The sequence below is a fragment of the Collinsella aerofaciens genome, assembly GCF_015670795.1.
GTDB lineage: Bacteria > Actinomycetota > Coriobacteriia > Coriobacteriales > Coriobacteriaceae > Collinsella > Collinsella aerofaciens_Q.
Genome location: NZ_JADPCJ010000003.1, coordinates 79,578 through 101,196, shown reverse-complemented (window position 1 = coordinate 101,196; position 21,619 = coordinate 79,578). Strand labels below are relative to the sequence as shown.

19 protein-coding genes are annotated in these 21,619 nt (G+C 58.8%); 13 read left to right on the top strand and 6 right to left on the bottom strand.

Annotation, left to right across the window (positions count from 1 at the left end; translation table 11 throughout):
* The first annotated feature begins 36 nt into the window (after nt 1-36).
* The 4 genes from I4W09_RS02195 (at nt 37) to I4W09_RS02180 (ending at nt 5,650) form a co-directional block, all read left to right on the top strand.
* Nucleotides 37-1,275, top strand: a complete 1,239-nt coding sequence (locus tag I4W09_RS02195) for a glycoside hydrolase family 88/105 protein (RefSeq protein ID WP_229077197.1) — start codon at nt 37-39, stop codon at nt 1,273-1,275.
* A 1-nt stretch (nt 1,276) separates the two neighbouring features.
* A complete protein-coding gene (locus tag I4W09_RS02190; protein ID WP_195520943.1) occupies nt 1,277-2,182 on the top strand; it encodes a sugar phosphate isomerase/epimerase family protein in 906 nt (301 codons plus the stop codon).
* Nucleotides 2,183-2,285: 103 nt separating this feature from the next.
* Complete coding sequence (locus I4W09_RS02185) at nt 2,286-3,503, top strand: FAD-dependent oxidoreductase (RefSeq protein WP_196022536.1); 1,218 nt, start codon at nt 2,286-2,288, stop codon at nt 3,501-3,503.
* A 197-nt stretch (nt 3,504-3,700) separates the two neighbouring features.
* Nucleotides 3,701-5,650 carry an FAD-dependent oxidoreductase gene (locus I4W09_RS02180; RefSeq protein WP_196031459.1) on the top strand — a complete coding sequence of 650 codons (1,950 nt, stop codon included), beginning with the start codon at nt 3,701-3,703 and terminating at the stop codon, nt 5,648-5,650.
* Between the two features lie 120 nt (nt 5,651-5,770).
* Here the strand turns inward: I4W09_RS02180 and I4W09_RS02175 are convergent, their stop codons facing one another.
* The 3 genes from I4W09_RS02175 to I4W09_RS02165 form a co-directional block, all read right to left on the bottom strand.
* Complete coding sequence (locus I4W09_RS02175; protein ID WP_117563655.1) at nt 5,771-6,412, bottom strand: RpiB/LacA/LacB family sugar-phosphate isomerase; 642 nt, start codon at nt 6,410-6,412, stop codon at nt 5,771-5,773.
* Nucleotides 6,413-6,552: 140 nt separating this feature from the next.
* Nucleotides 6,553-7,362: a gluconate 5-dehydrogenase gene (locus I4W09_RS02170; protein WP_055309684.1), complete on the bottom strand. Its 810-nt coding sequence runs from the start codon at nt 7,360-7,362 to the stop codon at nt 6,553-6,555.
* Nucleotides 7,363-7,522: 160 nt separating this feature from the next.
* Nucleotides 7,523-8,215, bottom strand: a complete 693-nt coding sequence (locus I4W09_RS02165) for a FadR/GntR family transcriptional regulator (protein ID WP_230318618.1) — start codon at nt 8,213-8,215, stop codon at nt 7,523-7,525.
* A 234-nt stretch (nt 8,216-8,449) separates the two neighbouring features.
* On the opposite strand from I4W09_RS02165, the gene I4W09_RS02160 reads away from it, so the two are divergent.
* Both I4W09_RS02160 and ilvD read left to right on the top strand, forming a co-directional pair.
* Complete coding sequence (locus tag I4W09_RS02160; RefSeq protein ID WP_117770598.1) at nt 8,450-9,811, top strand: GntP family permease; 1,362 nt, start codon at nt 8,450-8,452, stop codon at nt 9,809-9,811.
* Nucleotides 9,812-9,919: 108 nt separating this feature from the next.
* Nucleotides 9,920-11,698, top strand: a complete 1,779-nt coding sequence (gene ilvD, locus I4W09_RS02155) for a dihydroxy-acid dehydratase (RefSeq protein ID WP_230318617.1) — start codon at nt 9,920-9,922, stop codon at nt 11,696-11,698.
* A gap of 172 nt (nt 11,699-11,870) precedes the next feature.
* On the opposite strand, the gene I4W09_RS02150 is transcribed toward ilvD, so the two are convergent.
* Nucleotides 11,871-12,212: an arsenate reductase family protein gene (locus tag I4W09_RS02150; RefSeq protein ID WP_006234747.1), complete on the bottom strand. Its 342-nt coding sequence runs from the start codon at nt 12,210-12,212 to the stop codon at nt 11,871-11,873.
* Nucleotides 12,213-12,732: 520 nt separating this feature from the next.
* Here I4W09_RS02150 and I4W09_RS02145 point away from each other — a divergent pair.
* The 5 genes from I4W09_RS02145 to I4W09_RS02130 all read left to right on the top strand — a co-directional run bounded on the left by I4W09_RS02145 (nt 12,733) and on the right by I4W09_RS02130 (nt 16,772).
* Nucleotides 12,733-14,172 carry an MDR family MFS transporter gene (locus I4W09_RS02145; RefSeq protein ID WP_035136865.1) on the top strand — a complete coding sequence of 480 codons (1,440 nt, stop codon included), beginning with the start codon at nt 12,733-12,735 and terminating at the stop codon, nt 14,170-14,172.
* Nucleotides 14,173-14,175: 3 nt separating this feature from the next.
* Complete coding sequence (locus tag I4W09_RS02140) at nt 14,176-14,682, top strand: CBS domain-containing protein (protein ID WP_006234745.1); 507 nt, start codon at nt 14,176-14,178, stop codon at nt 14,680-14,682.
* Nucleotides 14,683-14,856: 174 nt separating this feature from the next.
* Complete coding sequence (locus I4W09_RS02135) at nt 14,857-15,165, top strand: MGMT family protein (RefSeq protein WP_006234744.1); 309 nt, start codon at nt 14,857-14,859, stop codon at nt 15,163-15,165.
* 585 nt (nt 15,166-15,750) lie between these two features.
* Complete coding sequence (locus I4W09_RS10330) at nt 15,751-16,086, top strand: hypothetical protein (RefSeq protein WP_230318616.1); 336 nt, start codon at nt 15,751-15,753, stop codon at nt 16,084-16,086.
* Between the two features lie 5 nt (nt 16,087-16,091).
* A complete protein-coding gene (locus I4W09_RS02130) occupies nt 16,092-16,772 on the top strand; it encodes a site-specific integrase (RefSeq protein ID WP_229077193.1) in 681 nt (226 codons plus the stop codon).
* A 411-nt stretch (nt 16,773-17,183) separates the two neighbouring features.
* On the opposite strand, the gene I4W09_RS02125 is transcribed toward I4W09_RS02130, so the two are convergent.
* Both I4W09_RS02125 and I4W09_RS02120 read right to left on the bottom strand, forming a co-directional pair.
* A complete protein-coding gene (locus tag I4W09_RS02125) occupies nt 17,184-18,275 on the bottom strand; it encodes an ATP-binding protein (protein ID WP_196031458.1) in 1,092 nt (363 codons plus the stop codon).
* A gap of 113 nt (nt 18,276-18,388) precedes the next feature.
* Nucleotides 18,389-19,069, bottom strand: a complete 681-nt coding sequence (locus tag I4W09_RS02120) for a YczE/YyaS/YitT family protein (RefSeq protein ID WP_196031457.1) — start codon at nt 19,067-19,069, stop codon at nt 18,389-18,391.
* 487 nt (nt 19,070-19,556) lie between these two features.
* Between I4W09_RS02120 and I4W09_RS02115 the strand changes: the two genes are divergently transcribed.
* Both I4W09_RS02115 and I4W09_RS02110 read left to right on the top strand, forming a co-directional pair.
* Complete coding sequence (locus tag I4W09_RS02115) at nt 19,557-19,991, top strand: HIT family protein (protein ID WP_196031456.1); 435 nt, start codon at nt 19,557-19,559, stop codon at nt 19,989-19,991.
* 66 nt (nt 19,992-20,057) lie between these two features.
* The gene (locus I4W09_RS02110; RefSeq protein WP_196031455.1) at nt 20,058-21,392 is read left to right on the top strand and encodes a gluconate:H+ symporter; all 1,335 of its coding nucleotides are present in this window, start codon (nt 20,058-20,060) and stop codon (nt 21,390-21,392) included.
* The last annotated feature ends 227 nt before the right edge of the window (nt 21,393-21,619 follow it).

Sequence of the window (21,619 nt, the reverse complement as noted above, 5' to 3'; positions counted from 1 at the left end):
AACGTTCACCTATCGTTTATGTCAGAGGGGACAGCAATGGGTTGCAATCAAATCCTGGACCGTTATATCGAGCAGTTGATCGAAACCTCTACGCCGCAGGCGCCGGCTTGGAATATCGAAAAGATTCGCGCCGGCAAGGAGAACACCTGGAACTATATTGACGGCTGCATGATCAAGGCGCTCATCGAACTGTACGAGATCACGGGTGAGCAGCGCTACCTGACTTTCGCCGATGACTACATCGATTTCTTTGTCCAGGACGACGGTACCATAAAGCATTACAACCCCGAGGAGTACAACCTCGATAACGTCAATGCGGGCAAGACCCTCTACAAGCTCTATGACCTGGTGGGCAAGCCCAAGTACCGTGCCGCCATGGACACCATCTACCGCCAGCTCGAGACCCAGCCGCGCACCAAAGAAGGCGTGTTCTGGCACAAGGCCGTCTATCCCAACCAGATTTGGCTCGATGGCATGTACATGGCGCAGCCGTTCTACATGCAGTACGAGCTGAGCTTCCACAACCGTCGTGCCTGCTCGGACAGCTTCCATATGTTCCAGGTCGTGCATGACCTGATGCGCAACCCCCTCAACGGTCTGTACTATCACGCTTACGACGCGAGCCGCAAACAGTTCTGGTGCGACCCGGTCACCGGCCTTTCGGCTAACTTCTGGCTGCGCGCCGAGGGCTGGTTTGCCATGGCGCTCATCGACACCTGGGAGCTTATGCCGCCTTCGATGTCGGCCGAGAAGGACGAGATCCGCAAGATGTTCCACGATCTGATCGACGCCATGCTGCCGTATCAGGACGAGAAGACCGGCATGTGGCACCAGGTTATCAACCTGCCCAATATCGCCCCCAACTACCTGGAGGAGTCGGGCAGCGCCATCTTTGCCAACGCCATCATGAAGGGCGTGCGTCTGGGCGTGCTGGGCGAGCGTTACTACCAGTACGGCCGTCGCGCCTTCGACGGCATCTGCGAGACCTGCCTGTCCGAGTATGACGGGCAGCTGGCGCTCGACAACATCTGCCTGGTTGCGGGCTTGGGAAACACCGCGCACCGCGAGGGCACGTTTGATTACTACATGAGCGAGCCCGTGGTCAAAAATGATGCAAAGGGTGTGGCGCCGCTGGTGCTTGCCTATATCGAGACCATGCATCACGACAAGCTGGCCGGTAAGCGCGATCCGCTCGCCCCCTCGGGCGTGTGCTCCATCGAGGACCCGTTTGGCGGATACACCCCGGGCATCAACGCTCATAAGGGATGTGAATAACGTGGGGGCTATTACTCCGGGCGTACGTTTGCACGACCTTCCGCAGGGGACCGTCGAGGAACGCATTCGCATGGCGGGAGAGCTGGGCTTTTCGTGCATTCAACTGCCGAGCAAGGTGCTCTACGCATCGATGGGGATCGATCGAGGCGGCCTGACCCACGAGCTTGCCGACCATTTGCGTGCGGTGCTCGACGAGGCGGGCGTTTCGGTCACCGTGCTCGGCTGTTATAAGAATCTGGCGACGCCCGATCGCCAACAGCTCATGGATAACTTTGCCGAGTACGAGGCATGCTTGAACTTTGCCCAGATGCTCGGCGGATGCCCGGTTGGCACCGAGACCGGTCGCCCTAATGCACAGAACCGCGTTGCTGACGACCGCATGACCGATGAGGCACTCGATGCGTTTGCAGACGGGCTTGCACACGTCTGCGATCGGGCCGAGGCCGTGGGTGGGCAAATTTTGATCGAGCCTGGTTGGAACGAAACGGTCAACACGCCGGATCGCTGCCGTGAGGTGCTAGAGCGCGTCTCGAGTCCGTCGCTCGGCGTGATCTATGACCCGGTATCACTGCTGCACCCCAGTGTTGTTGACGAAGCGCAGGAAATCACCGCGCGCATGCTCTACTTATGCGGCAGTAAGATCCGCGCGCTGCACGCCAAGGATTTTGAGGTCGTTGATAACGAGGACGAAGCCGGTTGGTGCGACGGTACGGGTTCGCGCCTGGTGTGTCATGGCGTGGGCGAGACGGGACGATATGACTTTGAGCCCGTGGTGGCCTGGGCGGCTGCCGCCTGCCCTGGGATTCCCTGCGTGGTCGAGAACAGCGTGCCGGCGACGGCGGCTGACTGCCTGGCGACACTCGAGCACATGTCCGCTCGCTGCGGGGCTTCGCATCGCGAGTTATAGCATTGGCTTTTGCCGTGTCGGCAGATTGAGATTACCTGTATGGGGGCGGCGGTGAAGGGTCTTTATCGTCGCCCCATTGGATTGCATTAAAAAGGGGAGTTGCGTGGCTATCCACATTGTCGAAGAGGCGAATCGTTGCCTGGGTTGTAAAAGGGCGTTCTGCCAGATTAAGGGCTGCCCGGTTCAGACGCCTATTCCACAGGTCATTGACCTGTTCAAACAACGTCGTCTAGAAGAGGCGGGCGAGCTACTGTTCCAGAACAATCCCATGAGCGCGGTCTGCTCCATGGTTTGCAACCATTCGGGCCAGTGCGAGGGCGCGTGCATCCAGGGCCGCAAGGGCGCGCCGGTGCATTTCTCGAGCATCGAGAACTATATCTCCACGGCATATTTGGATCGTAAGGAGTGGAAGCCCGCACCGTCGTGCGGTAAACAGATTGCTGTGGTCGGTTCCGGTCCCGCTGGTATTACCGTGGCCATTAAGATGGCCCAGCTGGGCTGTGCCGTCACGGTATTTGAGCAGCGGCCCGAGATCGGCGGTGTGCTGGAGTACGGTATCCCCGAGTTCCGCCTGCCCCGTGCGCTCGTGCAAAAGTATCGCCACGTGATGTGCTCGCTTGGCGTGCGCGTGCGCCCCTCGACCACCATCGGTGGCGCGCTGCATATCGACGACCTGCTGCGCGACGGCTACGATGCGGTCTTTGTCGGTACTGGTACCTGGCGAGCTCGAAAGCTGGGTATTCCCGGCGAGTCGCGCGGCAACGTGCTGTTTGGTATCGATTATCTGGTCGATCCCACGAGCGTGGCAATCGGGCAGAACGTGGCGGTTATCGGCGCCGGCAATGTGGCCATGGATGTTGCCCGCACGGCGCTGCGTTCGGGTGCTCGCAAGGTCACTGTGTATGCACGCTCGCGCCATATCTCGGCCATCGACGACGAGGTCGAGCTGACCGAGCTTGACGGTGCCGAGATTGTGCGCGGCAAGGCGATCTGCGCCATCGATGATAACGGTCCGGTGTTCGAGACGGCTATCTTTGACGAGGACAACAATGTGGTGGGCTACGAGGAAGAGCTCGACCATGCGTCTGCCGACACAGTTGTGATTGCGGCTTCGCAGGTGCCCAAGGACAAGCTTGTGCTTACGACGGGCGGTCTGGAGACCGACCATCGCGGCCTTCTTTCGGTCGACGAGCGCGGCATGACCACCGTGCCTGGCGTCTTTGCCGCCGGCGACGTGGTCAACGGCCCGCTGACGGTTGTTCACGCCGTAGCCGGCGCCAAGCTCGCCGTCGAAGGCATGACTACCTATCTGGGCCTCTAACTCCATCCCACCCATCAGTTGCGGTGAAATACGGACTGTTTTGGCTGTCAAAAGCCTCGATTGCTCCGTATTTCACCGCAACTTTTTGGGGTTGAGCAGAGGCTGGAGGAACGCGCACGGTCGGGTGCTGCGCGGTTGCTGGTACAATAGGTACGTCAGCAACTGCCGCCGAGCGGCTCAAATGAAAGGAACCCTGTATGGAGTCCTCCGCCTACCCGATGCTCTTTAGTCCGATCAAGGTCGGTACGACCGAGGTCAAGAACCGCGTCTTTATGCCGCCGGTGTCCACCAACCTGGCCGATCATGGCTATGTGACCGACGACTTGGTCGATCATTACCGTGCCCGCGCCAAGGGCGGCGTGGGCCTCATCATTACCGAGGTCGTGACGGTCGAGCCCACCTATACCTATCTGCCGGGTGACATGTGCTGCTACGACGACACGTTTATCCCTGGCTGGGAAAAGCTCGCCGCCGCCGTGCATGAGTATGGCTGCAAGATCATGCCGCAGCTCTTTCACCCCGCCTACATGGCCTTTAACATTCCGGGCACGCCGCGCCTGATCGCTCCGTCCTTCGTGGGACCGTCCTATGCCCGTGAGGCACCGCGTCCCATCACGGTCGACGAGATTCACGAGCTCACGCATCAGTTTGGCGACGCTGCCGTGCGTATGCAGAAGGCCGGTGTCGATGGCGTCGAGGTCCATGCGGCGCACGCCCACGGCATGCTCGGCGGTTTCTTGACCCCGCTCTATAACAAGCGTACCGATGAGTACGGCGGCTCGCTCGACGCCCGCATGCGCTTTTTGCTCGAGGTCATCGCCGAGATTCGCGAGCGCTGCGGCAAGGACTTTATCATCGACGTCCGCATCTCGGGCGATGAGTACACCGATGGCGGTCTGACCCTCAACGACATGATCTACGTCTCGCGTCGCCTGGAGAAGGCCGGCGTCGACATGATTCATGTGTCGGGCGGCACCACCATCAAGCGCGGCTCCGCAATTCCCGCCGCCGGTACCCAGCAGGCCTCGCATGCCGCCTGCTCGCGCGAGATCAAAAAGCACGTCAACATTCCCGTCGCCACCGTCGGACGTATCAACGAGGCCTGGATCGCCGAGGAGCTGATCGAGGACGGCGCTGCCGACATATGCATGATGGGCCGCGCCAATCTGTGCGATGCCGAGTTCTGCAACAAAGCCGCTGCCGGCAACGCCGATGATATCCGTCCCTGCATTGGCTGCCTGCGCTGCCTGAACGGCATTATGTTTGGCAAGCGCATCTCCTGCACCGTCAACCCGGACGTGGAGCGCGATGAGGCCGGCTACGAGCCTGCCGCCGAGGCCAAGAACGTGCTCGTTGTGGGCGCTGGTCCTGCGGGCATGGAGGCAGCCTACATTGCCGCCAAGCGCGGCCACAACGTGGTGCTCGTGGATAAGCAGGATGAGCCGGGCGGCGAGATGCGCATCGCAGCCGTTCCGCCGGCAAAGCAGGAGCTCACCCGCGTGATCAAGTATCAGTACCGTCGCCTGGCCGAGGCCGGCGTGAAGTGCGTATTTGGCACCGAGCTTACTGCCGAGGACATTCAGCGTGACTACGCGGGTTACGAGGTCGTCCTGACTTATGGCGCCGAGCCCATCGCTCCGGCCTTTATGAAGGGCTTTAAGCAGGTTATGACGGCCGACGACCTGCTGGGTGGCAAGGCTTTCCCGGGTAAGAAGATCGTCGTCGTGGGCGGCGGCACCGTCGGCTGCGAGACGGCAGATTACCTGGCCCCGCTGGTCAATGACCTCTCGCCGGCCAACCGCGATGTCACCGTTATCGAGATGACCAAGACGCTCGCCGCCAACGAGGGTGGCGCCGGTCGCGCGGTGCTCATCACGCGCATGCTCTCCAAGGGCGTCCACGTGCTGACCGAGGCCAAGGTGACCGAGATCACAGAGGACACCATCAGTTACGAAAAGGACGGCGAGGTCCACACCATCACCGGTGCCGATACGCTGGTGCTTGCCATGGGCTATCGTCCCAATACCAAGTTGGCCGACGACCTTGCTGCAGCCGGCGTTACCACCCACGTGTTGGGTGATGCCAACAAGTGCGGCAACATCCGCGACGCCATCGGCGACGGCTACAAGATTGCCTGCGAGCTCTAGTCAACCCCTTGGTGCATGTGAGGCCTATCCCCGCGGCGTCAGTCGGTAGATAGCAAAAAGCGGCGGTCGTCCCGTACGTGGGACGACCGCCGCTTGCGTTAGCCGCAATGAGTCGTGCGATTAGAGCCCCAGGAGCTCCTTGACCTTGGCGATGATGGCCTCGTCGGTGGCGTTGGCAAAGAAGTACTCCTGGAAGTGCTCGCCGGCAAGTGCGCCCTTCACCAGGTCCTGATCGATCTCGCCCAGGACGTCGACGAGCGGACGCATGGTCACAGCGCGCACGCCGTCGAGGATCTTCTTGTTGCGCTGCTCGGGCTCAACGCGCTCGGCAGGATAGCCGTTGCCCGAACCAAAGCCAAAGAGCTTCTCGAAGGTGTACTCAAGATTGAGCTCCTGGCCCCAGCCGTTCTTGAGGGCGAAGGGCATGGCAACGGCGTTGCCATCGTTGACCTGGGCAAAGGTGTAGGCGTCGAGCGGGTCGGCAACGTGGCCGCACAGCACGCCGGGGAAGGAGTTACAGGCGAGCATGGCGCCCTCGCCGGTGCCGCAGCCGGTCACGACGTAGTCGGCAGCGCCGGAGTTCAGCAGCACGGCGGCAAGGATGCCGTTCTGCACGTAGGTGAGGGGCTTGGAATCGGCGTCGGCATACATGCCATAGTTAAAGACGGTGTGCCCCATGGGCTCGACAACCTTCTTAAGGGCAGCCTCGATCATAGGGTTCTTGGAGTTCTGAGAGTTCTCATTGATCAGAGCGATCTTCATTGCGAATTACCTTTCTATTTCTAACTTGCGGTGAAATACGGACTGTTTTGCCTGATAGAAGCCAAAACCAATCCTTATCTCACCGCAACTCAAATGAAAAACGAGTGGATGAAACCTGATATGGGCAGTTGCGGCGACGCTTATTGAGGCTGCTTTCCAATGTATGCGAGGATTCCACCGTCGACGTAGAGGATGTGGCCGTTGACGAAGTTCGATGCATCGGAAGCCAAGAACACGGCGGGGCCCTTCAGATCCTCGGGCGTGCCCCAACGGGCGGCCGGCGTCTTGGCAATGATGAACTGGTCAAACGGGTGGCGGCTGCCGTCGGGCTGCGTCTCGCGCAGGGGTGCGGTTTGCGGCGTGGCGATGTAGCCGGGTCCAATGCCGTTGCACTGGATATTGGCCTCGCCAAACTCCGAGCAGATGTTCTTGGTGAGCATCTTGAGTCCGCCCTTGGCGGCGGCATAGCCGGCGATGGTCTCGCGACCTAGCTCGCTCATCATCGAGCAGATGTTGATGATCTTGCCGTGGCCCTTGGCGATCATGCCGGGCAGGCAGGCCTTGGACACGATAAACGGTGCGTTGAGGTCAATATCGACGACGCGGCGGAAGTCCTCGGCGCTCATGTCGAGCATCGGGGTGCGCTGAATGACGCCGGCATTGTTGACCAGGATGTCGGGCGTGGTGCCAAAGTCGGCCTCGATTTTGGCGATGAGCTCGGCAACGGCGGCCTCGTCGGTGACGTCTGCCACGTAACCATGAGCCTCAAAGCCCAGCTCGCGGTAGTGCTTCTCGGCCTCGGCGACCTTGTCGGCGTGACGTGCGTTAAAGGCGATCTTGGCGCCGGCCTCTCCGAGCGCCTCGGCAATGGCCATACCGATGCCATAGGTGGCGCCGGTCACGAGCGCGACCTTGCCATCCAGGCGGAAGCTGTCCATAAGATCAGACATAGCGATCCTTTCAAAAGAAACGTTCATCTATATAAGTCTTGCTTTTCATACAAGGTCAGTATAGGAGAAGAGGGGGAATTAAAAGACAGATTCTCCTAAAAACAGGTGAACGTTCACTTTTAAAAGGTAAACGGTGGTCTCGCCCTTGCCGTGCGGACGTCTATTTGCTCTGTTCCTGCGCTCCCTCTGCGATCATGTTGCGGTTGTACACCAGATGCAGGTACATCGCGTCGTGCGCGGCGGTGGGATTGCGCGAGGCGATGGCGTCGGCCACATCGCGGTGCGTGCGGATAGTTTCCTCGACGAGCTTTTTGCCAGTCACGTCGATAAAGAGGGGGACGGATGCCTTGAGCACGCCCATCAGGCGGGGAACGACGAGGTTTCCGGAGCTCTCGGCAATGGCATTGTGGAACGCGGTGTCGGCGGCGGAGTAATCCTTACCGGCCTCGGCCAGGCGCTCGGATTCATCGCAGAGCTCTTCGATACAGACGACCTGATCGTTGGTTGCGTGCTCGGCCGCCATGCGTGCCATCTGCGGCTCGATCATAAAGCGCACCTCGAGTAGGTCGCGCGCCAGACGCTGCTTGTCGTCGATAAAGGTAAAGCCCAGCGGGTCGTCGGCAACGCCGGGGTTTGACGCCACATAGGTGCCCGAACCCTGCTTAATGCGCACGATATTGCGCGACTGCAGCAACTTCATGGCCTCGCGCACGGTGCTCCTGCCGGCGCCCAAGCGCTCGACCAGCACGGTTTCCTTAGGTAGGCGATCGCCTTGCTCAAGGTGTTCATCCAGAATCAATTGAATGATTTTCTCCGATATTTGCTCGGGGAGTCCCGATTCGGCGCGGGCCATAGCTATACCTTTCATTACAAAATTCATCTGAGCTATTTTAGCGCACCACGGATGCGATATTGGCCGCTGGATTTGAGTCGGGCGGCTTAGATATACCGTTCGCAGCGCAAATACGACCGTTTACCAAATACATCAGATGTATTTCGAACAAATTTCAAAATGAAACATCAGACCTTTCCAAAACACGCTATAGTCATCAGACGAATTCAAAAGGTCTGATGAATTGGAGGAAAGATGTCAGACCCAACGTTTATGGCTGATCCCACCAGGCTGGTCATCGCCGCCATCGTGGGCATCGCGCTGCTGCTTGCGCTCATCATCAAGTTCAAGCTGCACCCCGTGCTTTCGATGATGGTCTCGGCGCTCGCGATCGGCATCGGCGCCGGTATGCCGCTCGACCTGGTGGCGGACACTGTCACCAAGGGCGTGGGCGCCACGCTGCAAAACATCGCCCTGCTCATTGGCCTGGGCTCGATGTTTGGCCAGATTCTTGAAGAGAGCGGCGGCGCCAAGAAGATTGCCCAGACCTTCATCGATACCTTTGGGCAGGGTCACTCTAGCTGGGCACTGGGTATTACCGGTCTGGTCATCGGCACTACGGTGTTCTTTGAGGCCGGCGTGGTCGTTTTGATCCCGCTTGCCTTTAGCGTGGCGTCGCAGACCAAGAAGTCGACGCTCTACTACGGCATCGCGCTGCTCGCAGGACTTGCCGCTGGCTATGCGTTTGTGCCGCCATCGGCCGGTTCGGTTCTGGTCGCCGGCACGCTCGGTGTCGACCTGGGCACCATGATTCTCGTCGGTATCCCTACCGCCTTCATCGCCATGGCGATCGCCGGCGTCATCTGGGGTCGCAACGTGGGCGGTCGCATCTTTACCGATGTTCCGGAGCACTTTACCTCTGCCGAGGGCGCGAGCGACGAAAAGGAGCTTCCCTCCTTTGGCATGGTGCTTGCCATCGTGCTCACGCCGCTTTGTTTGATTTTGCTGGGCACGCTGTCCTCTTATATCCCCATGCCCGCCGAGCTCGCTTCGATTCTCGCCTTCCTGGGCAAGCCGTTCGTCGCCTTGACGCTTGCCACGCTCGTCGCGATGTATCTGCTGGGCGCGCGCCGCGGCTACTCCGGCGCCGAGCTCAAGGCCTTGCTCGACCGCTCTCTTAAGCCCGTCGGCATGATCTTGCTGGTTATCGCTTGCGGTGGCGTCATGCGTTGGATGCTGCAGGACTGCGGCCTAGGTCAGGTTATTGGCCCCATGCTCGAGGCTTCTCCGCTGCCTTTGGTGGTCGTTGCCTTTTTGATTGCCGTCATGGTGCGTGCCTCTGTCGGCAGCTCCATCGTCGCTATGACCATGGCATCGGGCATTATGGCCGCCATGCCCGCGGTTGCAGGAGCCTCGGTGCTCATGCGTGCCGCTATCTGTCTTGCTATCTGCGGCGGTGCCACGGCCCTCTCGCACGTCAACGATGCCGGTTTTTGGATGTGCTCCTCGTTCCTGGAGATTGACGAGAAGACAACCCTCAAGTCCTGGACCGTTATGGAGACGCTCATCGGCCTTTCGGGTCTTGCCTGCGCCCTGGTGATTTCGTTCTTCGCCTAGTTCGCGTAGCTAAGCATCTTTCACCGAGTGCATCGCTCGGTACCCATTTTCACCTGATTCATTAACCAACGATTGGTACAACCGTTCAAACCAAAAGAGGAGAACATCATGGACGAGAAAACCAAAGCACAGATTCAGCAGGAGGCCGCCGACCTGGTTGCCAAGCTGCAGCCGCGTTCTGGCAAGTTCCGCACCATCAGCCCCGAGATGGACCCGCTGCGCCTGGGCTCTGGCTGGTCCATCGAGGATCTGGACAAGCCGCAGGTCATTATCGAGTCGACGTTCGGCGACTCGCACCCGGGTTCTGCCGGCCTGTTTGATCTGGTCGAGGAGGTCCGTGCTGGCGTTGCCGAGGCTGGCGGTCACGGTGCTCGTTACTTCTGCACCGACATTTGCGACGGTGAGGCCCAGGGCCACGACGGCATCAACTACTCGCTGCCCAGCCGCGACATGATCGCCAACATGATCGAGATTCATGCCAAGGCCACTCCATTCGACGCCGGCGTCTTTGTCGCCAGCTGCGATAAGGGTCTGCCTGCGAACCTCATGGCCATGGGCCGCATCAACATCCCCTCCATCGTCGTTACCGGCGGTGTCATGGATGCCGGTCCCGACCTGCTGACCCTGGAGCAGCTCGGCGCCATCTCGGCCCGCTATGAGCGCGGCGAGATTTCCCGCGAGGAGCTCGAGTTTGCCAAGCACAACGCATGCCCCAGCTGCGGCGCCTGCTCCTTTATGGGTACCGCCTCGACCATGCAGGTTACCGCCGAGGCCCTGGGCCTTATGCTCCCCGGCACGGCTCTGCTGCCCGCAACCAGCTCCGATCTGCGTGAGTTTGCGCGCGAGGCTGGCCGTCAGTCCGTGTGGCTCTCCGAGCACAACCTGTGCCCCCGCGACATCGTGACCAAGGAGTCCTTCGAGAATCTCATCATGGTCCACGGCGCCATCTCCGGTTCCACCAACTCGCTGCTGCACATTCCCGCGATCGCCCGCGAGTTTGGCATCGAGATGTCCGCCGACGACTTCGACCGTCTGCACCGTGGTGCCCACTACCTGCTCAACGTTCGTCCCGCAGGTGAGTGGCCGGCGCAGTTCTTCTACTATGCGGGTGGCGTGCCGCGCATCATGGAGGAGATCAAGTCGATGCTCCACCTCGACGTCATGACCGTCACCGGCAAGACTCTCGGCGAAAACCTCGAGGACCTTAAGAACAACGGCTACTACGAGAAGTGCGGCCGCTACTTGGAGAAATGGAACCTCAAGCGCGAGGACATCATTCGCCCGTTTGACCAGGCTTTTGGTACCGACGGCTCCATCGCCATCCTCCACGGCAACCTTGCCCCCGAGGGCGCCGTCGTCAAGCACACGGTTGTTCCGCGCGAGATGTTCCAGGCCACGCTTAAGGCCCGTCCGTTCGATTGCGAGGAGGACGCCATCCACGCCGTCCTGACGCACGAGGTCAAGCCCGGCGATGCCGTTATCATTCGCTATGAGGGTCCCAAGGGTTCCGGTATGCCCGAGATGTTCTACACCACCGAGGCTATCGCCAGCGATCCCGAGCTGGGTGCGAGCATTGCCCTTATCACCGATGGCCGCTTCTCCGGCGCCTCCAAGGGCCCGGCTATCGGTCACGTTTCGCCCGAGGCTGCCGTGGGCGGCCCGATTGCCCTGATCGAGGAGGGCGACCTTATCCAGATCAACATCCCCGAGCGCTCGCTGTCTATTGTGGGCATCGCCGGCAAGGAGATGGAGCCGGCCGAGATCGATGCCGTCCTGGCCGAGCGCCGAGCCGCTTGGAAGCCCAAGGCTAATCGCTATACCTCCGGCACGCTCAAGTTCTTTACCGAGCATGCAGTTTCCGCCATTCAGGGTGGCTACATGGAGTAGCGCACGTACGCATCGAATATCTCCTCTCATAGATGCGCGGCACAAAGAGCCCCGAGCCACGTCACCGGGGCGCGTTGTTCAGCGCCGCCGGGGCGCTCCACTCAAACGACAAGAGACGTCTTACGCAAGCGCCCGCGTCCGTGGATAAAACCACGGGCGTGGGCGCTTCACTTTATTCCCAGCCCTTCCACACGTCAGGCTCGTAGCCAACGGTTGCCTGGCGGCCGTTGCGAACGATGGGCTCACGAAGAATCTGCTGGTTATCGAGCACCTTTTCGAACTTCTGGTCGGCAGCAAGATACTGTACGAGCGCAACCGTGTCGGCATCTTTCGCCTTTGGATCGATCACAGCGTCGATCCCGCCGACGGCGCGCGCCACGCTTTCGAGCTCGCCTTTGCTCATCCCCTTTTCCTTCAAGTCGATGAACTGGAACTTCACACGACGTTCCTTGAAATAGCGCTGCGCCTTCTTAGTATCGAAGCTTTTCTTCGTGCCGAATATCTGGATGTTCATACGTACCGCCTTCGCTCAATTCTCGTCCGTCCATGATACGACAAGGGAGCCGAGCAAAAACAGAGCAGGCGGAGATGGAGGAGGACGGCGACCGACCGTCGGCAAGAGTCGGCCGGATCGGACTGGCGCCCAGCGCGCGCCGGCGACACGCTCGCAGCTGCACACATAGCCGATGTACAAGCTCGCCGCGGCGTTCCCTCGCCCCGCGGTGTGGCGATAGAGAAGCACGCCACCCGTCAACGATGGCGCCTCGGTGAAGAAAATCAACGTCTGGGTTACATCCCTTGAAAGGGGCGAAGACGGCTGCTAGAATACCTCCCCGCTATGAAGGATTTGACCAAAGCATACATCGCAATTCGGCGGCCCCTGGTATACGGGGCCTCTCCTGTTGTTCCCCAAGTGCGCTCTGAGCAGCCGCTTTCTTCCTGTCGTATCTGATGCACGCATAGCACGTGCATGTTATTTCGCCCGTGGGCCGGCGCGCCTTCGGCGAAGAATCGAATAGATACGAAGGAAGCTTATGTCTGATAATTGTACGGTCGCGCCCGCCAATGGGCGCATTACCGGTACCCAGATCCGCATCGTCGCGGTCGTCGTCCTGGGTGCCTTCTTGGCGCTACTGAACCAAACGGTGATGTCGCCTGCGCTGCCGGTCATCATGTCCGATTTCGCCATCGATGCCTCGACTGCCCAGTGGATCATGTCCATATACCCGCTGGTGAGCGGCATCATGGTCCCCGTTTCGGCGTTCCTTATCGACAAGTTCAGCACCCGCGCGCTATTCTTCGGGGCGACGCTGGTGTTCGCGCTGGGCACGCTGCTGTGCGCCGCAGCCCCTGATTTCCTGTTCCTCATCATCGGTCGCGTGTTGCAAGCGGCGGGCTCAGGCGTGCTCATGCCGCTTGTCTCGGTGGTTCCCATGCTGGTGTTCCCCGTCGAGAAACGAGGAACGGCTATGGGCATGGCGGGCATCGTCATGTCGGCGGGTCCCGCGGTCGGCCCCGTCGTAGGCGGCGCGGTGATCGACACGTACGGCTGGCGCACCATGATCGGCGCCATCGTCCCCCTCGCAATTCTCGTGCTGGTGCTGGGCGTGTTCATGCTGAAAAACGTGGGCGAGCTGAAGAACCCCAAGCTCGACCTGCCCTCGGTCGTCCTCTCCACCATCGCCTTCGGCGGACTTCTCTACGGGTTCTCGAGCGCCTCGTCGATGGGTTGGGGCAACCCCGTGGTGCTCGGCTCGATCGTCGCGGGTGTCGTGTGCTTGGTGCTGTTCGTCGTACGCCAGGGCAAAATCGAGGACCCGCTGCTTCAACTGGGCACGCTCAAGACGCGCGAGTTCCGCGTGGCCGCCATCATCGTCACGCTCATCAACGCCGCATGCCTGGTCACCAACACGCTGTTGCCGTTGCTGCTGCAAACCTCGCTTGGCGCTTCGGCCTTCGAAACCGGCATGGCCATGCTTCCCGCCGCGGCGGTGGGCATCATCATCAGCCCTATCTCCGGCGTGGTGTTCGACAAGTTCGGTCCGCGTGCCATCTCGATCGTCGGCCTGGCCCTCATGACCGGCGCCCTGTTCCTGCTCTCGCTTTCGACGGTAAACACGCCCATCTTGGTGGTTGCGCTGTTCTGCATGCTGCAGTCCGCCGGCCAGTCGCTCGCGAACATGCCGGTGAACACATGGGGTGTCAATGCCTTGAAAAATGACATGATCGCCCACGGCAACGCCATCGCGAACACCGGCCGCCAGGTCGCCGGCGGTTTGTGCACGGCGCTCATCATCACGGTCATGACAAGCGTCACCGCGTCGGCCGGCGTCGATGCGAGCATCCAAGTAGCCACCGCCGTGGGCGCGGGCGTCGCTTACAAGGTGTGCGCGGCAATCGGCCTCGTTTCCCTTATCTGCGCCATATTCAGCGTGCGCACCAAGAAAACCGCACCGAAAACGAAGGAGGCATAAGCGATGTCCGAGATTCTGTCCGAGCGCATCCCGCTCGAGCTCGAGGGGACGCCCGTTTCGAGCATCATGATTGAAGAGCCGTTCACCTGCACGCAGGATTGCACGATTTCCGACGTGGTGCGCATGCTCGCCGAAAACGAGGTGAGCAGCATGCCCGTAATCGATGAGCGCAACCAGGTGGTCGGGTTCATCTCCGACGGCGATGTCATGGGAGCCATCGCGCAGCATCGCGCTCACACCATCTTCACGGGCGGCGACGCGTCCATGCTGTACTTCGACGATCAGAGCCTTGAGCAGCGCATCGAAGACCTGAAGGATCGCTGCGTCATGGATTTCGCGACGCGCCAGGTAGTGTGTGCCCGTCCCGAGCAGAGCATCGCCCGCGTCGCCGCGCTGCTGGCGAAGAAGAAGTTCAAGAAGCTTCCTGTGGTTGATGACGAGGGCAAACTCGTGGGGGTCATCCGCCGCTCCGCCATCACCAAATACATCTTCGGCATCCTTTTCCAATAGGGGCAGGTCGCACTTGAGGCGAACATCTCGAGGCATCGAGCCAGCAACTGGACCAGACAACCTTGACACGCACGCGCTTTCCCTCGATGCTTCGGTAAGGGGAGCTGCGAAAATCGCAGCACGGGTGATCGGCGCCGCGCCCCCGAAGGCAAAAGCGAACACGGGAGCGATACGATGGGAAAAGTCCTGGACGAAGATTTGGTTTATGAGATTCTCTCCGTCGTGGCAGAGATTCCGGCGGGATGCGTCGCCTCGTACGGTCAGATAGCGCGCCTCATCGGCAGGGAGAAAAACTCTCGCCTGGTCGGAGCGGTGCTGAGCGAGGCGGATCGCTACGGCGATTATCCCTGCCACCGCGTCGTCAACCACGCGGGACGCCTCGCGCCAAACTTCCCCGACCAGCGAGCACTACTGACGGAGGAAGGAGTCGCCTTCCGAGACAACGGCTGCGTCGACATGAAAAAGCACCAGTGGAACGAGTAGCCAGGCAGCGTAGCGTCGAAAGGAGCGACGCCACGGGGAACGACCTGCGCCCCGCCGCCGGACAACCTATGGCAAAGTGACACGTCCCACAAAGAGCGGCGCACCAGTACGAGACACGACCGCGACGTAAAAAGACCCTATGATACTCGTAAGCATCTATCTGATTGCCCGTCTCGAGGTACCCAAAGAACGAGAGATGCCGAAACCCCTAGACAAAGAAAAAGGTCGGGAGCTTTTATGCTTCCGACCTGAAGTTTCATGGTCGCGGGGGGCGGATTTGAACCACCGACCTTCGGGTTATGAGGTCGCTACGACGTTGTTTCATTAAGACATTTCGACCCAAATTGAAGTCAATATAACTCCAGGTCATTTGATGTTTTCATAGATTTACGAAAGAAAAGTACGCGGAATAATTCGACCCAAATTCGACCCACAACGAGCTTGAAAGCGGTCAGGCGGAGCATTACCCTTGGGGTGTGACCCCACGCAGGGCCTACCACCAAGGGTAATGCCCACCCGCCCCAGCCCTTTGCGCCATTCCGCGCAACCGAGCGCGATTCTCAGGCACTTCAGGCAAGGAACACGATGAACGACCGACCTCTCGTCATGGGCAAAGGAACGAAGCAACGCCGCGACAAATACACGTGGCGCTACCGTCACAGCCTCGGCAAGGATCCGGTCACGGGCAAATACCGCTATTCGCCGTGGCAGACCATACATACCACCAAAAGCCGAGAGGTCGACGCCGCACTCGAAGCCTACAAGGCAGAACTCAACAGCGGCACCTACGTCCAAAAATCGAGGGACACCGTCGGCTCGTACGCAAAAAAGTTCCACGACAACCGCGAAGGAACCATCACGCCGCTCGCCTACTCGACATCCTACTCAATCGAGAACCGGACGCGCACATCACATGCGTGATGCTCATGCTCGACACCGACATGAGAAGGGCAGAAGCCCTCGGGATGACGTGGTCCGATGTCTCCGTCGAGAACAGAAGCATCCTCATTGAGCAGCAGTTCGCGGCCGATCGAAGCGTTCGCTCGCCCAAAAGCAAGAAAAGCGTGCGGAGGATCTCGATAAGCGAGACGCTGACGTCGTATCTCGAATTCTGGAAAAAGGAGCAGGCCCGCGAAATGGAAGCCTTCGGCCTGGAACAAGTCAAAGGCACTCCGCTCGTCCACTCATTCGAACGAACGAAAGACAGGCATCCCCAAGTCAACTTCATGGACCTGAATGGGTTTTCGCGCTGGTTCAGAAACTTCAGCGTCGAGAACGGGTTCGGCAAGTTCGAAGGCGTTCGAACATACCATTATGTGAAGGAAACTGTCGACGGGGAAACGATTTCGAAGCGTTATGAGCATAAAGAGTGGCTCGAATTGAGGGATTACCTCAGGAAGCATCCCAAGGTTCGCGAGGCGAGGCATATCAGCACATATGAGAGCGAGCACCTTCCTTACGGATATTCGGGCCTATCGAGCCACACCGCTACTGCCGCTACTGCCCGCCAGCTTCCGAACCAGCGGGCGGTAGCAGCACCCCGAACATCTCGCCGACAGCGCAGAGAGTCGTCGACCTGGCGGCCAAGGCCGACATCGAGGACGTGATGCTGTGCGACCTGCCCGGCGTCCTGTCCTTCCTAGGGCTGCCACCTGAGACGGAGATGCCGCCGGGCAACAAGGGGAAGACGAAGCTCAAGAAGCTCTACAGGAAGGTGGCGCCGAACAAGGCATACCACTCCGGCGAGCGCGCCAAGGATTTGATCTCGCACCTCGACATGGCAGAGATCAGGGCATCGGCGCCCGTCCAAGAATTGGGATGCAGTTCAATACGAGCTCGGGGCTCTTTTCGTCTAGATTGGGGACGCATGGCCGGACGAAAACAATTTGCGTCTGGTAATAAGCGTACGAAAGCGCAATTTACGTCTTAATTCCGGACGCAAATCAAGACGTAAACCGTTTGTGTCTGCTATAAATCCGCACGAAAACGGTTTTCGTCTTGCATGGCAGTTACCGCTTCTACAGTTCAACTTCCAGTTCGGCTTTGTGTTCGTAGAGGTAATTGCGCATGTAGGGGATGGCAAATGAGACCTTGCCGTACGAGGGGGCCTCGATAATCGATTCTCTTAACAGGCGGCTGCGGACGGAGCTCACCTGTTGAGGCGTTTTGTTTAGGGCATCGGCAACCATGCTGGTCGAGCTCGTCTGCCCCAAAGACGCCATGCTCAGCAGATAAGCGATGCACGTGGGCGGAATGCGCCGCAGCGCGGGCTCAATCACCATGGCGCAGAAGCGTTCGCGTGCCGTTGCAATGCCGCGCTCGGCTTCTTCTTCTCCAATAATCGCTGTATGTGCACGTCTCGCCAACTGCCATGCGTAGTATCCAACGAGTTGGATCATGAAAGGATAGCCTTGCGTTGCCTCGGCAAGTTGGCCGGCAATACCTGGCTGCAACTCCATGCCAGACGCTTCAATGGTTTCCTCGAGGGAGTACGACACTTCGGTTACTGCCACAGCCTTCAGATCAAAGGGGAGGGCACGGCGCAAAAACGTAAGTGTCTTTCCGTTGATGATGCTTTCAATCATCGAAGGCAGCCCAGCAAAAACAAAGGCTATATCAAGGTCTTCGCCGATAACCTGCTGAATCGCAATGGAGAGCGTTCGGACCTCATCGAGCTCTGCGTCTTGAACCTCGTCGAGAGTGATGAGCAGGCCATTTTCATTCTTGGATATTGTCTGTCTCATGGCGTCGCGTAGCGATGGACCGATTCGCTCAATGTCTATGCTGCCGATGGATATGCCAGCTACGGTGGGCTCAAATCTGGCGTGTTTGGCCTGGAATTTGGGCTGCAGCTGTTCGAGAATGCGTTGGCAAAGTCCCTCGGTTGCGACCTCTTTTATGACCGTCCAGCCACGGCTTTGCGCCAAACGTGAGCACTCGTCAAGGAGGACCGTCTTGCCCGTTCCACGGACGCCGGCTATGCGCATTAGGCGCCCCGGGGCACCAGGCCCGTTGACGAGGCCATCATTGAATTCTTCAAGTACATCTTCGCGGCCGATAATCGTGGGAGGTGTTTTACCTGCTGTGGGCTTAAAAGGGTTTGTTTGCATGTGAGCCACCTTTGCTCAAGATATAGCAAGATATAGCAAAGTATAGCAAGATATAGCAAAGTATAGTGAGATATAGCAACGTATAGCGCTGTTTGCGGGTTCTTACGGTGGTGCTATTTCCCGAATGCCGCGCGCACAAAGCGCTGGGCGAACAGCTTATTAGCGATGTTGATGACATGGCCCAAGAACAGCGCCGAGATGGCGGTGGTCACGCCAAAGCCGCCCAGGTTGTGCATGAGCGCGAGCGACAGAACGAGAGACACGGCGACATGCGAGCAGTCGAACACGACTTTTACGTCGCCAAAGCGGCGTTTAATCTTTTCGGCAATGACCTGCACCAGGCCGTCGGGCGCGTTGGGGACAACACCCATGTTGACGACGAGACTTACGCCAAATGCAGTGACAGCGAGGGAGAGCAGCATGGTCTCAACCTGTATGGGGAGTACTGCGGGATGCAGCGGGTTGACCGCCATGAAGAAGTCGGTGAAGCCGCCGATGAGCGTTGAGAAGCACAGCTCGAGCAGGATGCGCGGCTGGAACTCGCTTCGCAAGATGGCTAATTGCGCCACGATGTAGGCGACGTAGGCCGCGGTGATCCAAAAGCCGAGCGTCTTGCCCGTGAGCATGGATAGGGTCGTGGCAAAGCACGTGAGCGCGACGACGCCCAGACCGGATGCCGTCTGGAGACTCATACCGAGTGCCAGTACTGCAACGCCCACCAGATACATCAGCATCCTGATGACGGTATGGAACCAATCGATCTTCTCGCCATTCATGATGATGAGCGGTCGCATGTTGCTACCCGTCCTTTCGGTTGTGTGAAAAAACTGACCCGGACCGGCAAAAGAGGGTTATCGGAGGCACTGCTGTTAAAGCAGAAAAGCCGGCCCCACGGTCAGTTGTCTAGGAAGTGTCTCGCTGTGCCGGAATGGGACTGAAGGGCCAGCGAGACGGGAGGAAAGCAAATGACATTGCGTGGGCAATAGGATGCCAAGATGGTAGGGTGCGTCTTAGCATCCTATTGCTCACGCTTGACGAAATCGGTTTCGTTTGAGCCTTAGTATACGCACGGGATTCTATTTGCAAAGAGAAAAACAATAAAAAGTGAACGTTCACCTAATCGTAACAACTCGTTGGCTGTATCATGGCGGTAGTCGATACGAAACCGATTTCGTATCGACTACGCATGCGTTGTATCTGTCCATTATCTGGTGGTGTAAACGAGGGGTTACACCTGCCGCAAAAGCGGCATTCATCATTGTCCAGATTGAAAGGATCACCATGGAACAGCATACCGATTGCTCGTACTGCATGTGCGGGACCGACAACACGCTCGTCGATGCCTTTGGCATCCCCATGCTTGACCTGCCTGCCAGCAAGCTCATCTTGTTTAAGGAGCAGAGTCATAAGGGCCGCGTAATCGTGGCCTCCAAGCAGCACGTCGATGACATCTCCTGCATGTCCGAGGAAGACGCCGCCGCCTTTATGGCCGATGTCCGCCACGTCGCGGCGGCACTGCACAAGGCGTTCAATCCCGACAAGATTAACTTTGGTGCCTACGGCGACACCATGCATCACCTGCACGTGCATATCGTCCCCAAGTACAAGGACGACCCGTTTGAGTTTGGCGACGTGTTTGCCATGAACCCCGGTCGCGTCACGCTCGAGTCGGCTCAGTACGACGAGATCGCCCAGGCAATTGTCGCCAACCTGTAAGCGAGTAAAAGCTGCTATTTCGAATAGAAGCACTTGGCTTCATTGCCAGTTAAAAGGAGCTTATCTATGAATGCAGGAGTTGTTTCACTCCTTTGGGTGCTGGTGGGCGTAGTCCTGCTGGTCGCCATGATCGTTAAGTTTAAAATCAACAGCATCATTGCGCTTATTCTTTCCGCCATTTTTATCGCCCTTGCCGACGGCATCTCTGTGGGCGACCTTGTCACCACCATGGAAGATGGACTGGGCGGAACGCTTAAGTCGCTTGCGCTGATCATTATCTTTGGCGCAGCCATCGGAAAACTGATGACCGATTCGGGTGCCTCGCAGCAGATTGCCGACACTATCGTTGACAAGCTCGGTATTAAGCTGCTGCCTGTTGCGCTTCTGATCATCGGCGTTATCTTTGGTATGAGCATGTTCTACGAGGTGGCGTTCCTTATCGTTACGCCGCTCGTTATCAGCATCGCCAAAGAGGCCGACATCCCCTATATGCGCCTGATTATCCCGGCTGTTTCTGGTACCACGATGGGCCATTCTCTTTTTCAGCCGCAGCCTGGTCCTATGGCGCTGGTGAGTGCCTTTGGTGCCGAGGTTCCGCCGGTCTACATCTTTGGTCTGATCGTTACGATTCCGACACTTATCTGCTCTGGTCTTTTGCTGTGCCATTTCATCCCCGGTCTCGATGACATGCCGCTTGGCAATGTTATGAAGCCGGCGGAGCGCAGGCCCGCGGACGAGCTTCCGCCGTTCTGGCTTTCCATTCTGGTGCCGCTGTTCCCGGCAATCATCATGATTGGGGCTTCGATTATCAAGAACACGGTGGGTGAGGGTTGCTTTGCATACGATCTTGCCAGCTGCATCGGTAGCGCAGATATCACTATGCTCATCACGATGATTCTTGCCATGGTTGCGTATGGTTATACGCGCGGCATGGATGGCGGAGAGATCTCTAGCTCTATGTCCGATGCTATCAAGGGCGTCGCGAACGTGCTGCTCGTTATCGGTGCCGGCGGCATCATGAAGCAGGTCATCATTACTTCTGGCGTTGGCGCGACGCTTGCCGACATGGTGAGCCTCATGCCGGTGTCGCCGCTGATTTTGGCTTGGGTGATCACGGTGGTCCTGCGCCTGCTCACCGGCCAGGGTACCGTCTCGGCCATCACCGCCGCCGGCGTCGTGGCACCTATGGTTACGCAGTTTGGCATCAACCCGGTGCTTGCAGTACTGGTCTGCGCCTGCGCATCCAATACCATCACGCCTATGTATGACGGCGGCTACCTGCTGTTCCAGCAGTCGTTTGGCCTGTCGATGAAGGATACCTATAAGACATGGGGCCTGTTGGAGCTCGTCAACTCCGTTGTCGGCCTCATCATGGTTCTAATCCTGAGCCTGTTTATCTAGGCGAGAAACGCATAAGACAAGCGTGTCTCACCGCAAGCCGCGGACAGTTGCCTATCAAACTGTCCGCGGGCCTTTGCTTTTTATACCAACGGCATGTCGCACCCGTCCCCCCATAAGTTGCGGTGGAATAGTTCCTGTTTTTGCTGCTGAAGGCTTTGAGCAGGAACTATTCCACCGCAACTTATGGGGGGACGGGGGATGCGATAGTATTGCATGGTGGTATTCGA